The sequence below is a fragment of the Rhodococcus sp. KRD162 genome, from assembly GCF_017168335.1.
Taxonomy (GTDB): Bacteria; Actinomycetota; Actinomycetes; order Mycobacteriales; family Mycobacteriaceae; genus Rhodococcoides.
On the sequence record NZ_JABFAU010000003.1, the window covers coordinates 540,696 to 554,349 of the forward strand.

A 13,654-nucleotide genomic window follows, 5' to 3' on the forward strand; every position below is an offset into this window, starting at 1 on the left:
TTCGATCCGCGCTTATGTCCGGCTGGAACTGCGCTGACCGAGCGTGGTGATGCCGGCAGGAGGCAGCCCGGCCGCGTAGGCGAGCACCTCACAGAACGCTTCGACGTGCGTCGACAGGTCCTCCGATGTCGCCGTCCACGAGGCGCGCAGTTCGAGTTGGTGGGCCTTCGGGGGTCCGGCGATGTCGCCGTAGCGCACCGAACTGGTGGAGGTGACGGTACCGCCGAGGGCATTGAGTGGTTCGGACCGTGCCTCGAGCGCGTCGACCAGCCAACTCCACCCCACCTCGGGAAGCAGGGGATCGTCCGCCAGTGATTCGTCGACATCCGCCTGGATGTAGGCGACCAGGCGGAGCGTTCCGTTCCAGGCCTCGGCACCGTCGGGGTCGTAGAGCAGAATCAGGCGGCCGAATGCGTCGCCGTCGCTCTGTTCGTCGATCTGCTCCGACTCGGCGTGCTTGACCTCGGCCCCGATGGCGTAGCTGTAGGGGGCGAGGCGCTGCGGCGGCCGGATAGGACCGATTTCGATCGCCGGGTGTACCTGAGCTCGATGCATCGCGTCGATGGCGGCGCGAAACGGCGCAGGTTCGGCGGTGGATCGGGGTTCGGTCACGTCACCGGACGTTAGACGCGTCACGTCGCGCTCAGGCGGAGGCGCGCCGAGCCGTGATGGAACCGAGGCGCAGGCGGGCTGACTCGGGATCCACCCGAATCAGGTGTCGTGGGCGGCCCCTGTGTCCTGCCCTTGGTGGCAGAAGCCGCAGCAGCGCGTGGCAGCATGGAAGCCGATGAACGCCCATGTGCACGCCACCGCCCCCGCCCGCCGCGAACTCCCGGACGCGCCGTTCCTGGCCGCGATCGCCGGCCGGGCCCCGTCGCGCCGGCCGGTGTGGTTCATGAGACAGGCAGGTAGGTCGCTGCCCGAGTATCGCAAGATCCGTGCCGGCATCGGCATGTTGGACTCGTGTTTCCGCCCCGATCTCGTCGCCGAGATCACGCTGCAACCCGTTCGTCGACACGACGTCGACGCGGCGATTCTGTTCTCCGACATCGTCGTCCCGCTCAAGGCCGCCGGCATCGATCTCGACATCGTCGCGGGCACCGGACCGGTCGTCGCTCAGCCGGTGCGTTCGGCCGCCGATGTGGCCGCACTGCCGATTCTGAACGCCGACCAGGTGGAGCCGGTGGCCGATGCGGTGCGGATCCTCACCCGGGAGCTCGTGAACACGCCGCTCATCGGGTTCGCCGGGGCCCCGTTCACCCTCGCGTCCTACCTGGTCGAGGGCGGCCCGAGTCGTAATCACGAGAAGACCAAAGCGCTGATGCGCTCCGACCCGACGACCTGGCATGCCCTGCTCGACGCGCTGGCGACCACCACGATCACGTTCCTGCAGGCGCAGTTGGCGGCCGGGGTCGATGCAGTGCAGGTGTTCGACTCGTGGGCGGGCGCGCTCTCTCTTGCCGACTACCGCGAGTACGTGCTGCCGCATTCACTGCGTGTGTTCGACGCCGTGTCCTCGGCCGGAGTTCCGAAGATCCACTTCGGTGTCGGAACCGGAGAACTACTGGGGGCGATGGGCGAGGCCGGTGCCGATGTGGTCGGCGTCGACTGGCGGATTCCGCTCGACGACGCCGTGCACCGTGTCGGCGGCGGAAAGGTGCTGCAGGGAAACCTGGATCCCGCGGTGCTGTTCGCGGGCTGGGATGCCGTCGAGGCCGAGGTTCGCCGCATCTCCGCCGAGGCCGACCGCGCGGTGGCCGCCGGTGCGCGTGGGCACGTGTTCAATCTCGGCCATGGAGTGTTGCCGGATACCGATCCCGCGATTCTGACCCGCGTGGTCGCACTGGTGCATTCGTTGTGACGGCGCGGCGATACGCCGTTGTCGGCGGCGGGATTTCCGGTCTCGTCGCGGCGTACCGCCTTCGGCAGTCCTGTGGGCCGGATGCCGAGATCACTCTCGTCGAGGCCTCGCCTCGCATCGGCGGCACGCTACGGACGGCGGCAGTCGGCACGGACTCGCTCGACGTCGGAGCCGAGGCCTTCATCGGTCGGCGTCCGGAGGTGCCGGCGCTGCTCGCCGAGCTCGGTCTGTCGGATCAGCTGGTGCATCCGTCGCCGCTGCGTCCACTCGTGTTCTCCGGCGGCCGGACGCATCCGCTGCCGGCAGGCACGCTGATGGGGATACCGTCCTCGGCCGAGTCGGTGCGGGATCTGGTGGATGCGGACGACCTGCGCACAATCGAGACCGAGTCCACGCGACCGTTCGCATGGACGGCGGGCTCGGATGTCAGTGTGGCCGATCTCGTGGGCACCAGGTTCGGCTCCCAGGTCGTCAGCCGGTCGGTCGATCCGTTGCTCGGCGGCGTGTACTCCGGCTCGGCGAGCTCGATCGGCATGCGCGCTGCGCTACCGACGCTGGCGGCCGCATTGGATCGTGGCGCGACGAGCCTGACCGAGGCCGTATCGGCAGCGCTCCCCACGCCGTCGCCGGGTCCGGTGTTCGGTGGGTTGCGCGACGGTTATGCGGTGTTGCTCGACGCCCTCGTCGCGGCGACCGCTGCCCGGACGGTCGTCGGAACAGGCGTCGAGGGCATCCGCCGAGAGTCGCACGGCTGGTCGGTGGACGGCGTCGGACTCGTCGACGGCGTGGTGCTGGCGGTCCCTGCGCCCGTTCTCGGTCGTCTCGTCGCCGAGGTGGCACCGGCGGCGTCGCAGGCCGCGCAGAATATCGAACTCGCATCCTCGGTCGTGGTCGCGCTCGCGTTTCCCCCGAGTGCGCACTTGCCGCAGAATTCGGGAATTCTGGTGGCCACCGATGCCGGATTGGATGTCAAGGCCTTCACCCTGTCGAGCCGCAAGTGGCCGCACCTGGGGGAGCGTGACGCGGTACTGCTGCGGGCCTCGCTCGGTCGCTTCGGTGACGGCACGGCTTCGAACCGATCCGACGCGGAGTCGATCGAGGTGGCGCTCGCAGACCTCGCTGCGGTGGCGAACATCGACGCGCGACCGGTCGCCGCGACCGTGCAGCGCTGGCCGGGAGGCCTGCCGCAGTACGCACCGGGGCACCTCGACCGCGTCGCCGCCATCGAGGCGGCAGTCGCCGACCTACCGGGCCTCGAGGTCGCCGGGGCCTGGCAACGAGGCGTCGGGGTGCCCGCGTGTATTGCGTCCGCCACCACCGCTGCCGCGCGTCTGATCGAAGTGGCACGATAGGGCCATGGCACGCCTCGATTACTCAGCGCTCAACTCGACTCTTCGCTACCTGATGTTCTCGGTCTACAAGGTCACGCCCGGTGCTCTGGGCGAGGATCGGGCCGCGGCCGCCAAGGAAGCGAAGATGTTCTTCGAAGGTCGTGAAGACAAGGGTGTGGCGGTGCGCGGGGTCTACGACATCGCCGGAATGCGCGCCGACGCGGACTTCATGGTGTGGACCCACGCCGAACGTATCGAGGACCTCCAGGCGACGTACTCCGATTTCCGTCGCACCACCGCGCTGGGCAAGGCGAGCACTCCGGTCTGGAGCAACACCGCGCTGCACCGCCCGGCCGAGTTCAACAAGAGCCATGTCCCGGCCTTCATCGCCGGTGAGGATCCGGGAGCGTACATCTGCGTGTACCCCTTCGTCCGCTCGATCGATTGGTACCTGCTGCCCGACGACGAGCGTCGGACGATGCTCGCCGATCACGGCAAGGCCGCGCGCGACTACAAGGACGTCCGCGCGAACACCGTGCCTGCTTTCGCTCTGGGCGACTACGAGTGGATCCTGGCGTTCGAGGCCCCCGAACTGGACCGCATCGTGGACCTGATGCGTGACCTGCGGGCCACCGAGGCCAGACGACACGTGCGCGAGGAAACCCCGTTCTTCACCGGCCCTCGGGTCGAGGTGGACGCGCTCGTCGAATCATTGCCGTGACGGCGACCGGCGCGCGAGACATCGAGGCGGTTCTGTTCGATTTCTCCGGCACCTTGTTTCGACTCGAGGAGCATCCGTCGTGGTTCGACGGAATCTGCGGTGCCGACGGAACACCCGTCGACGGTGCCGCAGCAGCGGAGCTGATGCGCAGAATGACTGCTCCGGTGGGCGAGACCGTCGAGTTCGACGAGCAGACCCGGCACGCCTGGCGACATCGCGATCTCGATCCTGCGCTGCATCGACGGGCCTACCTGCACGTGCTTGAGCAGTCCGGCGTCACCGATCCGGCGCAGGCCGAATCGGTCTACGGGCGAGTGATCGATGCCGATTGCTGGACGCCCTACCCCGATACCGAAGCGGTGCTGAAGTTGCTTGCCGCGGAGTCGATTCGCGTCGGGATACTGAGCAATATCGCGTTCGACATCCGTCCGGCATTCACCGATCGCAACTTGCACGAGTACGTGGACGAGTTCGTGCTCTCGTTCGAAGTCGGTCAGGTCAAACCGAATCCCGAGATCTTTCGGCACGCCGTCGCGGCCCTTGGCGTCGATCCGTCCGTGACCCTGATGGTGGGCGACAGTGCCGAGGCCGACGGCGCGGCGCGTGAGATCGGCTGCAGCTTCGCGCTCGTGGATCCGGTGCCGACGGCGAAGCGTCCCGATGCATTGTTGGCAGCGTTGAGCGCGTTCGGGATTCGGTGACGACCGCAGTGGCAGGCGTCCAGCACATGGGCCACTGGGGCATGTTCCGAGCCGAGTCGGACGGACGCGATGTGACCGCGGTCCACCCCGAGATGTCCGACCGCAATCCCTCCCCGGTGCTGGGTAACCTCGTCGGCTCGGTGACTCACCGGTCGCGGATCACCGCACCGGCGGTGCGCAGAGGTTGGCTCGAGCATGGGCCAGGGCCGACCGACAAGCGTGGCAGCGACGAGTTCGTCGAGGTCTCGTGGGACGAGCTGACCGATCTGCTGTCGGGTGAATTGCGCAGAGTCGTCGGTGAATACGGCAACAGTGCCATCTACGGCGGGTCGTACGGGTGGGCGAGTGCCGGACGCTTCCATCACGCGCAGAGTCAGGTGCACCGATTCCTCAACTGCATCGGCGGTTACACCCGATCGGTGCACAGCTACTCCCTCGGTGCGACCGGGGTCATCATGCCGCATGTTCTCGGAGCGCATTGGAAGATGTTCTCGCGCTCCACATCATGGAACGTGATCGCCGAGCACACCGAGCTGTTGGTGGCGTTCGGCGGAGTCCCGGTGAAGAACACCGGTATCAATCATGGTGGTACGTCGGATCATCCGACGCTCGGGTCGCTCGACGCGATGCGCGCCCGCGGTGGGCAGATCGTCACCGTGAGCCCGCTCCGAAGCGACCTGACCGGTGACTCCCGCTGGATCGCACCGCGTCCCGGCACCGATGTCGCGATGATGCTGGCTCTGGCTTTCGTTCTCGTCGACGAGAAGCTGCACGACACAGCCTTTCTGGAGAAGTACTGCCAGGGATACCCCGAGTTCGAGCGCTACCTCCTCGGTATCACGGACGGCACGCCCAAGACCCCGCAGTGGGCGTCGGCGATCTGCGGCATCGAGGCCGCCGTGATCGCGGATCTGGCACAGGAGATGGCCTCGAAGCGCACGATGGTGACCGTCACCTGGTCGTTGCAGCGGACCGAGCACGGCGAGCAGGCCCCATGGATGGGCATCACGCTGGCGGCGATGTTGGGCGGCATCGGTGTTCCTGGTGCAGGGTTCGGACATGGCTACGGTTCGATGAACGAGCCAGGGCTGGCCCCGGTTCCGTATCCGTTGCCGACTCTCCCGCAAGGGATCAATCCCGTGCCGGATCTGATTCCGGTTGCCGCGGTCTCGGACATGCTTCTCGATCCTGGCGGTGAATTCGACTACGACGGTAAACGATTGACGTATCCGGACATCCGAATCGTCTACTGGGCCGGCGGAAATCCCTTTCACCACCACCAGGATCTGGGACGGCTACGTCGCGCTCTCGGTAAGCCCGATACCGTCGTGGTGCACGACCCGTACTGGACGCCGATGGCCAAGCACGCCGACATCGTCGTTCCCTCGACCACGTCGTTGGAGCGATCGGATCTGAGCTGCACCCGCAACGATCCCTTGCTCGTCGCGATGGCCCCGGCCGCCGCGCGGTTCGCCGATTCCCGCGACGACTACGACACGTTCGCCGAGCTGGCGACGAAACTGGGTGTGGGGGAGCAGTTCACCGAGGGGCGTAGCTCGCAGCAGTGGCTCGAGCATCTGTACCAGCAGTGGCGCGGATATTTGCGCGTCGCCGGCGTCGAGACCCCGGAGTTCGACGACTTCCGGCGTGCGGGTTCGTTTCGGATGCAGACCGAGGACGATCTGACGTTCTTACAGGATTTCCGAGCGGACCCGACGGGCAACGCGCTGCGTACGCCGAGCGGGAAGATCGAGATCCATTCGGCGACCGTGGCGGGGTTCGACTACGAGGACTGCCGCGGGCACCCGATGTGGTTCGAGCCGCAGGAATGGCTCGGCGGGCCACGCGCCGAGCAGTTTCCGTTGCATCTGATCGCCAATCAACCCCGAACCAGGCTGCACAGTCAGCTCGACCACGGCGCGGTGAGCCGGAACTCGAAGATCCAGGGCCGCGAGCCGTTACGCATGCACCCGTCCGCGGCCGCGGCGAGGGGAGTCTCGGACGGGGACGTCGTGCGGGTGTTCAACGACCGCGGTTCGTGCTTGGCCGGCGTGATCGTCGACGACGCAATGCTGGAATCGGTGGTGCAGCTGTCCACAGGAGCATGGTACGACCCGCTCGATCCGGCCGATCCCGGTTCGATGTGTGTGCATGGCAGCGTGAACGTCCTGACCGCCGACACGGGAGCGTCCTCGTTGTCGCGGGGGTGCACGGGCCAGCATGTGTTGGTGGAGATCGAACGCTACGACGAGCCGCTGCCGCCGATCACGGCGTTCGATCCACCGGTGTCGACGAAGGTCAGAACACCACGCGAGAGATGATCTCGGCAACGAGCGCAGGCTTGTCCTCGCCCTCGATTTCGAGAGTTCCGGTCGTCACGATCTGCAAGGCTCCACCGGAGGCATCCTCGACCGAGGTCAGGGTGCTCTGCAGGCGCACGTGCGCTCCGACCTTCACCGGGTTGATGAAACGTACCTTGTTGGAGCCGTAGTTGATTCCGAGCTTGGTGTTCTCGATGGTGTAGATCTGCCAGTTGAGCATCGACACCAGTGACAGGCTCAGAAATCCGTGTGCGATCGGCGCGCCGAACGGGCTTTCCTTCTCGGCCCGCTCGACATCGACGTGGATCCACTGGTGATCACCGGTGGCGTCGGCGAAGGTGTTGACCCGCTCCTGGGTGATCTGTAGCCAGTCGCTGGTGCCGAGGTCTTCGCCGACGGCTGCCTTGATCTGCTCTGCTGATGTGAAAGTGCGCATGCTCACAGTATGGAGCACACGCCACCGATCAGGATGCAGGCTTGAGCGTCAACGAGATCGAGTTGATGCAGTAGCGCTGGTCGGTCGGCGTGGGGTAGCCCTCACCCTCGAACACGTGGCCGAGGTGGCTGTGGCAGCTACGGCAGATGACCTCGACGCGGCGCATTCCGAGCGTGGTGTCTTCCTTCAGGATGACGGCGTCACTGTCGGCCGGATCGAAGAAGGACGGCCAGCCGCAGTGGGATTCGAATTTCTCGGTGCTGCGGAACAGTTCGGCACCGCAGGCGCGGCACTCGTAGATGCCTTCGGTGGTGGTGTCGGTGTATTCGCCGACGCCGGGCCGCTCGGTGCCCGCCTGGCGGAGCACTGCATATTCTTCGGGGGTCAGCTTCTCGCGCCACTGGGCGTCGGTGAGCTGGACGGCCGGAGCGGAATTGTTGTCGGTTGCTGAACTCATGCTCACACGCTAATACGATTTGTCGGACTATGCCGTTTTCGCTGGTGGCGTGCCCGGCAGCAGGTAGCTGGGTTCGATTCCCTCGCTCAATCGTCCCTCGCTTCGGGCAGCGAAATAGCGTCCGACGAGCACTCCGAAGATGACGACGATCAGCAGTGCCCAGCCGAACGTCGTACGCAGATAGTCCAGCGCGCGGCCGGTCTCGATCCAGCGACCGGACAGCCAGCGGTCGTAGTTCATGAACCCGTAGATCGCGAGCCACGCGGGCCAGTTACGGAGCACGGAGTTCTTCAACACCACGGTCATGAGCAGAGGGAACAGCATCATCGAGTAGTACATCTGGCCCAGGGATCCCAGTAGCCAGTGTGCCGTGAGGATCAGGCCCGAGGCGGTCGAGAAGAAGAACAGTCGATCCTCGCGGCAGTACCGGTAGAGCAGCCACAACGACACCAGAACCATCAGACCGAGTACCGCGCGGATTCCCAGGGTGAGGAACTCGGGGACGCCGTAGTAGCGGCCGTTGCCGACCACGGCGCTGTTGAAGTAGTCACGGGTCTGCAGCAGATAGGGCAGCGTGCGATCGACGAAGTTCATCGGGTCGACCGACAGGGGCCAGGCAATCACCATGAGCACCACAGGAATCGCGATCGAGGTGATGAACACCTTCCACTGACGGGTCATCAGCGGCAGCAGAAGCAGCGGCGCGAGCATCGGCTTCACCGCGAGAGTCAGTCCCATGGCGACGCCTGCCGACAGGTCTTTGCGCTGAAGCAGAAATCCGATGAACGCCACTTCGCCCAGCAGAACGAAACCGTTGAAATTGGTGAACACCAGGGTGTTGGTGACGGTTTCGCTGACGAACGCCGCAAGCAGCAGCGCGGGAGCGGCGACCGAATCGAGTCGGAATCCGAAGATCCGCAGCAGAATGTACAGCGCGACGAGGATGGCGATGGTGCTGGCGAGGATGAACAGCCAGCGGGAGCGCTCGGGATCGATGACGGCGATCGGCGAGAGCAGCATCGTCGCGCTCGGTTGATAGAGGTAGTGCGGATCGACGGAGTCGAAGTTCGCCGTGTACACGGGCTGGCGGTTGAGAAAGGCCAGAGCGGCGTTGTACACCGGGTTGAAATCGTTGGTGATGTCACCGTTGACCGCCTTGATCACCACGCGTTGGATCACCGTCATGATGGCGATCGGCCACAGGGCGTACTTGATTACCTCGGCGGTCGTCCGCCCTGATCGCGGCTCCAGAAAGCTAAGTGACACCCGGGAACGGTACCCGAGGCGGTCGTCGCAGCAGAGAAGGACACCCTCGAACCCAGCCCTCGTCGGCTGTGCCGAGCCGCGGACGGTACTCGACTCAGGCGGGGCAGACCGTGCCGTTCGTAGGAAGCGCAGCGTCCCGCGCGTAGTCGACCGCGATGGTCTGCAGACACTGGGATCCGCCGAGACTGGGATGCCCGCTGCCCTGCCACGCAGCCGACGCCACCGCAGTCCCGGTGGCTCCGACCAATCCGGTGACCGAGGACAGTCCGCCGTTGCCGACGATGGGGTCGCCTGCGTTGGACAGCACCAGCACCGGAACGTCCAGCGAGCTGGGTAGTGGGGTGGACGGTGCCGTCGGCCAGGACGAGCACAGCAATGCCGTCAGGGCGGCGTCGGTGCCGTAGATCGGATACCGGTCCGTCCACTGGGCCGAGAGGTCACGCACCCCCTGCGGCGATGGCCACTGCTGGCCGTCCGTGCAGCGAGATACGAATTGACCGTCGGTGCGGTACGCGTTTCGAGCGCGTTGGGCGAGGGTGGACAATGCTGCGGTGTCGGACCGGGCGGCCTCGGACAATGTCTGGGACAGCTCGGTGGCCCGAGACGAGGCGTCGCCTGCTGTCGATGCAAGCGCGAAGGTGATGCCATCGAGGATTTCGTGGGTGGACAGCGGCGCGAACTCGCCGCCGGCGGCGCGTCGGATCAGCTGCGCCACGGCACCTGTCGGATCGCTGCCCAGTGCGCAGTTCAGCGCGACGCAGCGTTGCGCGAAGGCTGCGAAGGCAGCTTCCTTGCCCTGGGTTCGCTGCTCGGCGAGCGTGATCTGATCCGTGCCGACTCCGGTCGGGGAATCGAGGACCACACGCGAGATGTGATTCGGGTACTTCGCCGCGTAGGCCAATGCGGTCAGCGCGCCGTTGCCCGAGCCGATCAACCCGATTCGGTCCACGCCCCAGAGCTGGCGGAGCCGGTCGAGATCGTCCGCGGCGTAGGTGGTTCCGAAGGCGAGTTCCTGCGGCTGCAGCGTATCGGTGCATTCGATGGTGGCATCGCGGCCCGCGTCGACGGCACGATCGACTGCGTCGGCATTGGATCTGGTGAACTGCCCCAGCGCATCGACGGCCGCTCCGGCAGGGGGGTCGATGCAGTCGACCGCAGTGGATCGGCCGATGCCTCGCCGATCCACCGCGACGATCGGGTGAGCTTCGAGAAGTGTCGACAGCGGGCCTGCGGCCATGGTGGCCAGCGTGCCGATCGAGGATCGATCCGAGCCGGAGGTGAACACCAGCGGGCCGGCATCGGTGGGAGTTCGATCGAGGCGTGCGCGCAGAGCACCGACAGCGAAGGTACCGAACATCTGCCCGCTGACATCGACGTCGGCCTCGTATTCTGCGCACTCGAGTATCAGACCGGGGGTGCTGGCTGTGAGCCCGAAAATTCCGAGCGTGGGAGCAGTGCAGTCGCCCCAGGCCAGGTCTGTCGTCGGGACGGCGAGCGCGGCCGGTGCAGGTGGCGCGTCCGCAGACGATTCTGCAGGCTGACCGGGCGATTGCTGCTCCACCGCGACATCGGGACGGATCGACGGCCCTGCCCCGCAGGCCGCGCACATCGTGGCGAGGACGAGGACGGCGGCGAGCAGCGAACGTTTCTGCGTCACGGTGCGAGGCTATCTACTTTCGGTTCGGCACCGCGCGCGCCCGTCGCGAACGGGGGCAATCCGGTAGCGCACGACGCGCCGTCACGATGGTCGTACCCAGCGCGTGAGCAGTGTGCCGTCGGAGTCGCCGATCACGTGCGCGCGCGTCATCGGCGTCTCGGTTGCGTCGGTGAACTGCGCGATGCGGCCGGCCGACCCGGCAACGAGCATGGGCGAGACGGTCAGACACACCTCGTCTGCCGCGCCGTCGGCCACGAGCTGACCGAACAGGCCAGGCCCGCCCTCGCACAGTATGCGGAGAAAGCCGAGCTCGGTCAGCGTGCCGAGGATGTCGCGGGTGCATACCGATCGACCGGACACCTCGATCACAGTTGCTCCCGCCGACCGGAGCGCAGTGACCGTCGATCGGTCCGCGGTCGAGGACGTCACCACGACGGGCTCGACCGCGGTGTCGGTGAGCAATCGAGAATCCGGATCGATCGAACCGGAGGCCGTGACCACGACCATCGTGGGGACCGGTGCCAGTCCGTTCGCCACCCGGCGTGCGATTGTCTCCTCGGACAGTGAAACGCCGCCGTAGTTCTCGGCGCGAGCGGTCCCGGCACCGACGAGGACCGCGTCACAGAGCTCTCGTAGAACGCCGAACACGCGTGCGTCCGCGGGGGTGCCCAGGCCTGCGGAGGCTCCGTCGGCGGTGACCGATCCGTCGATGCTGGCAACGAAGTTCGTTCGGATCCACGGGCGGTCCACAACTGTCGGGTAGGCATACAGGGCTCGAACGGCGTCGTCGGTTAGTTCCGAGCCGAGTGCCGGTGCAGTATCGCGTGCCTGCTCGGATGTGAAGTAGGTCCCAATATCGAGAAGCTGCATGAGAGAGATCAGACCACGTCGCTACGCTCGACAAATGCCCGCACGCCTTGTCGACCGTAATCCCGTGGTTCCCTCCGATCAGCTGATCGCGCAGATGGTCCCACCGGCGATGTTCGACGACGTCAGTTTCTCCTCGTACATTCCCGATCCCAACGAGCCGACGCAGGCCGAGGCGGTTGCGAAGGCGGAGGCGTTCGCGAACAAGGTCGAGAAGATCCGCGGCAAGGGCAAACGCGGGCTGTTCGGCAAGAAGACCCAGGCCACCGGTGCCGGCCTGTACCTCGACGGCGGCTTCGGCGTGGGCAAGACACACTTGTTGGCCTCGATCTACCACAGCGTTCCCGAGCCCAAGGCGTTCGGCACCTTCGTCGAACTCACTCACGTCGTCGGAGCCCTGGGCTTCAACAAAGCGCTCGAAGAACTCTCGAACCACAGTGTGCTGTGTATCGACGAGTTCGAGCTCGACGATCCCGGCGACACGATGCTCGTCTCGCGGCTGCTCTCGGAGCTGTCGCAGCGCGGAGTGTCCATCGTCGCGACGTCGAACACTCTGCCCGGCCAGCTCGGCGAGGGACGCTTCGCCGCCGAGGACTTCCTGCGCGAGATCAAGAAGCTCGGATCGATCTTCGAGTCCATTCGCGTCGACGGCCCCGACTACCGCCACCGCGATCTGCCCCCGGCCCCCGATCCCACTCCCGAGTCGGAGCTGATCGAACGCGCCGAGACCGTCGACGGCGCAACATTGGACGATTTCGACGAACTGCTGGCGCATCTGAGCACCCTGCACCCCTCGCGCTACGGCAAACTGCTCGACGGTGTTCCGGCTGTGTTCTTGAAGAACGTCCACCCGGCATCGGACCAGGCCATCGCACTGAGACTGGTGGTCCTCGCAGACCGGCTCTACGACGCGGGTATCCCGGTGACCGCCTCGGGCGGAAAGCTCGACGAGATATTCACCGAGGAGATGCTGGCGGGCGGCTACCGCAAGAAGTACCTTCGCGCCACGTCGCGATTGCTGGCCCTGTCCCGATTCGCTGCAGTCGGCTGAATCCGCGTCACAGCCGCGCCTGCATGACGTAGTCGTCGTGGGTCTGCACTCCGACCACGAACGTCTTGGTGCCGACGACCTCGAATCCATGCTTGGCGTAGAACTTCTGCGCCCGCACGTTGCGCTGATTGACCCCGAGCCACGCTCCGGCGCAACCGGATTCGCGGGCGTAGCTCAGTGCGAACGTCATCAGCCGGGCCGCAGAACCGCTGCCGTGCTCGGAAGGTGAGACGTAGAGTTTGCTGATTTCCAGCGTCGGGTGGTGCGAGAGGGCTGCGCGAATCTCCGGATCCGCAGGAGCCCCCGACACGAGCATCGCGTACCCCACCACCTCCGAATCGGTCGAGTCGTCGACCAGAACGGTCCTGGCCGCGTCGGCGATGTAGCTCTCGAAGCATCTGGTCGACAGGACATTCGCGATGAAGTGCTCGATGTCCTGCGGGCGAGTCCCCGGAGGGCAGGCGAGCGGAAAGGTCTGCGCGGCCACCTCCGCGATGCGGTCGGCATCGGCGACCTCCGCCACTCGCACGCTCACAGCAGATCCACCGCGTTCTTCGCATCACGCACGGACAGGCCGGTGCGGTCCCGCAGCAGTTCGATCGCAGTGATGGTCCTGCCTTCCGATTTGAGCGCTTTCAGCCGGGGGAGGAGATCGTCCCATGGCACTGGTACCGCTCGAGAGGAACCGATGACGGTCGACGAGGACGGCAATGGTGCTCCGCGTTCGATCGATTCGACGGCGATCTCGGCATCGGCCGATCCGGCACCTGTTCGATCGCGAAAAACCTTGATGGCCTGCATCTTCTTGTTCGCCGCCAACAGCTGGTAGATGTCTGCTCGGGCGGCATCGTCGAGACCGTCCGCCGCGATCGTGCGTGAGGACGCCGATGATCTGTCGGGCTTCTTGCGGATCAGCAGCCAGGCCGCCAACACCGCAGCGTCGATGAGGACCAGCGCAACGATGAACCATCCCCAGGTGGGCATG

14 protein-coding genes are annotated in these 13,654 nt (G+C 66.0%); 6 read left to right on the plus strand and 8 right to left on the minus strand.

Annotated elements, in window-relative coordinates; genetic code table 11:
• Nucleotides 1-12: 12 nt before the first annotated feature.
• On the minus strand, nt 13-612 hold the full coding sequence (locus tag J1M87_RS05015; RefSeq protein ID WP_206488352.1) for a DUF3000 domain-containing protein: 600 nt from the start codon (nt 610-612) through the stop codon (nt 13-15).
• A 175-nt stretch (nt 613-787) separates the two neighbouring features.
• Between J1M87_RS05015 and hemE the strand changes: the two genes are divergently transcribed.
• The 5 genes from hemE to J1M87_RS05040 are packed head-to-tail and all read left to right on the plus strand — an operon-like array spanning nt 788 to nt 6,935.
• On the plus strand, nt 788-1,861 hold the full coding sequence (gene hemE, locus J1M87_RS05020) for a uroporphyrinogen decarboxylase (RefSeq protein WP_206488354.1): 1,074 nt from the start codon (nt 788-790) through the stop codon (nt 1,859-1,861).
• Nucleotides 1,858-3,213, plus strand: a complete 1,356-nt coding sequence (locus J1M87_RS05025) for a protoporphyrinogen oxidase (protein WP_206488356.1) — start codon at nt 1,858-1,860, stop codon at nt 3,211-3,213. The genes hemE and J1M87_RS05025 overlap by 4 nt, the downstream gene beginning before the upstream one ends.
• A gap of 4 nt (nt 3,214-3,217) precedes the next feature.
• Complete coding sequence (gene hemQ, locus J1M87_RS05030) at nt 3,218-3,913, plus strand: hydrogen peroxide-dependent heme synthase (RefSeq protein ID WP_206488358.1); 696 nt, start codon at nt 3,218-3,220, stop codon at nt 3,911-3,913.
• Nucleotides 3,910-4,614, plus strand: a complete 705-nt coding sequence (locus tag J1M87_RS05035; RefSeq protein ID WP_374222350.1) for an HAD family hydrolase — start codon at nt 3,910-3,912, stop codon at nt 4,612-4,614. Before hemQ ends, J1M87_RS05035 begins: the two co-directional genes overlap by 4 nt.
• Nucleotides 4,615-4,640: 26 nt before the next feature.
• The gene (locus J1M87_RS05040) at nt 4,641-6,935 is read left to right on the plus strand and encodes a molybdopterin-dependent oxidoreductase (RefSeq protein ID WP_206488778.1); all 2,295 of its coding nucleotides are present in this window, start codon (nt 4,641-4,643) and stop codon (nt 6,933-6,935) included.
• Here J1M87_RS05040 and J1M87_RS05045 read toward each other — a convergent pair.
• From J1M87_RS05045 to J1M87_RS05065, 5 genes are all read right to left on the minus strand, one after another.
• Nucleotides 6,913-7,371 (minus strand): MaoC family dehydratase, encoded by a 459-nt coding sequence (locus tag J1M87_RS05045; protein WP_206488360.1) that lies wholly within the window; start codon nt 7,369-7,371, stop codon nt 6,913-6,915. The two genes, J1M87_RS05040 and J1M87_RS05045, sit on opposite strands and share 23 nt — an antisense overlap.
• A 28-nt stretch (nt 7,372-7,399) precedes the next feature.
• The gene (msrB, locus tag J1M87_RS05050) at nt 7,400-7,828 is read right to left on the minus strand and encodes a peptide-methionine (R)-S-oxide reductase MsrB (RefSeq protein ID WP_206488362.1); all 429 of its coding nucleotides are present in this window, start codon (nt 7,826-7,828) and stop codon (nt 7,400-7,402) included.
• 27 nt (nt 7,829-7,855) lie between these two features.
• A complete protein-coding gene (locus J1M87_RS05055; protein ID WP_206488364.1) occupies nt 7,856-9,094 on the minus strand; it encodes a glycosyltransferase family 87 protein in 1,239 nt (412 codons plus the stop codon).
• Between the two features lie 94 nt (nt 9,095-9,188).
• A complete protein-coding gene (locus J1M87_RS05060; RefSeq protein ID WP_206488365.1) occupies nt 9,189-10,751 on the minus strand; it encodes an alpha/beta fold hydrolase in 1,563 nt (520 codons plus the stop codon).
• An 81-nt stretch (nt 10,752-10,832) separates the two neighbouring features.
• Nucleotides 10,833-11,621, minus strand: coding sequence for a pyrimidine reductase family protein (locus tag J1M87_RS05065; RefSeq protein ID WP_206488367.1), 789 nt, complete (start codon nt 11,619-11,621; stop codon nt 10,833-10,835).
• Nucleotides 11,622-11,655: 34 nt separating this feature from the next.
• On the opposite strand from J1M87_RS05065, the gene zapE reads away from it, so the two are divergent.
• Nucleotides 11,656-12,669 carry a cell division protein ZapE gene (gene zapE, locus J1M87_RS05070; protein WP_206488370.1) on the plus strand — a complete coding sequence of 338 codons (1,014 nt, stop codon included), beginning with the start codon at nt 11,656-11,658 and terminating at the stop codon, nt 12,667-12,669.
• A 7-nt stretch (nt 12,670-12,676) separates the two neighbouring features.
• On the opposite strand, the gene J1M87_RS05075 is transcribed toward zapE, so the two are convergent.
• Together J1M87_RS05075 and J1M87_RS05080 are read right to left on the minus strand one after the other, a co-directional pair.
• Nucleotides 12,677-13,204 (minus strand): GNAT family N-acetyltransferase, encoded by a 528-nt coding sequence (locus J1M87_RS05075; protein WP_206488372.1) that lies wholly within the window; start codon nt 13,202-13,204, stop codon nt 12,677-12,679.
• Entirely contained in the window at nt 13,201-13,653 is a 453-nt protein-coding gene (locus J1M87_RS05080; protein ID WP_206488374.1) for a hypothetical protein, read from the minus strand. The genes J1M87_RS05075 and J1M87_RS05080 overlap by 4 nt, the downstream gene beginning before the upstream one ends.
• Nucleotide 13,654: the final 1 nt, after the last annotated feature.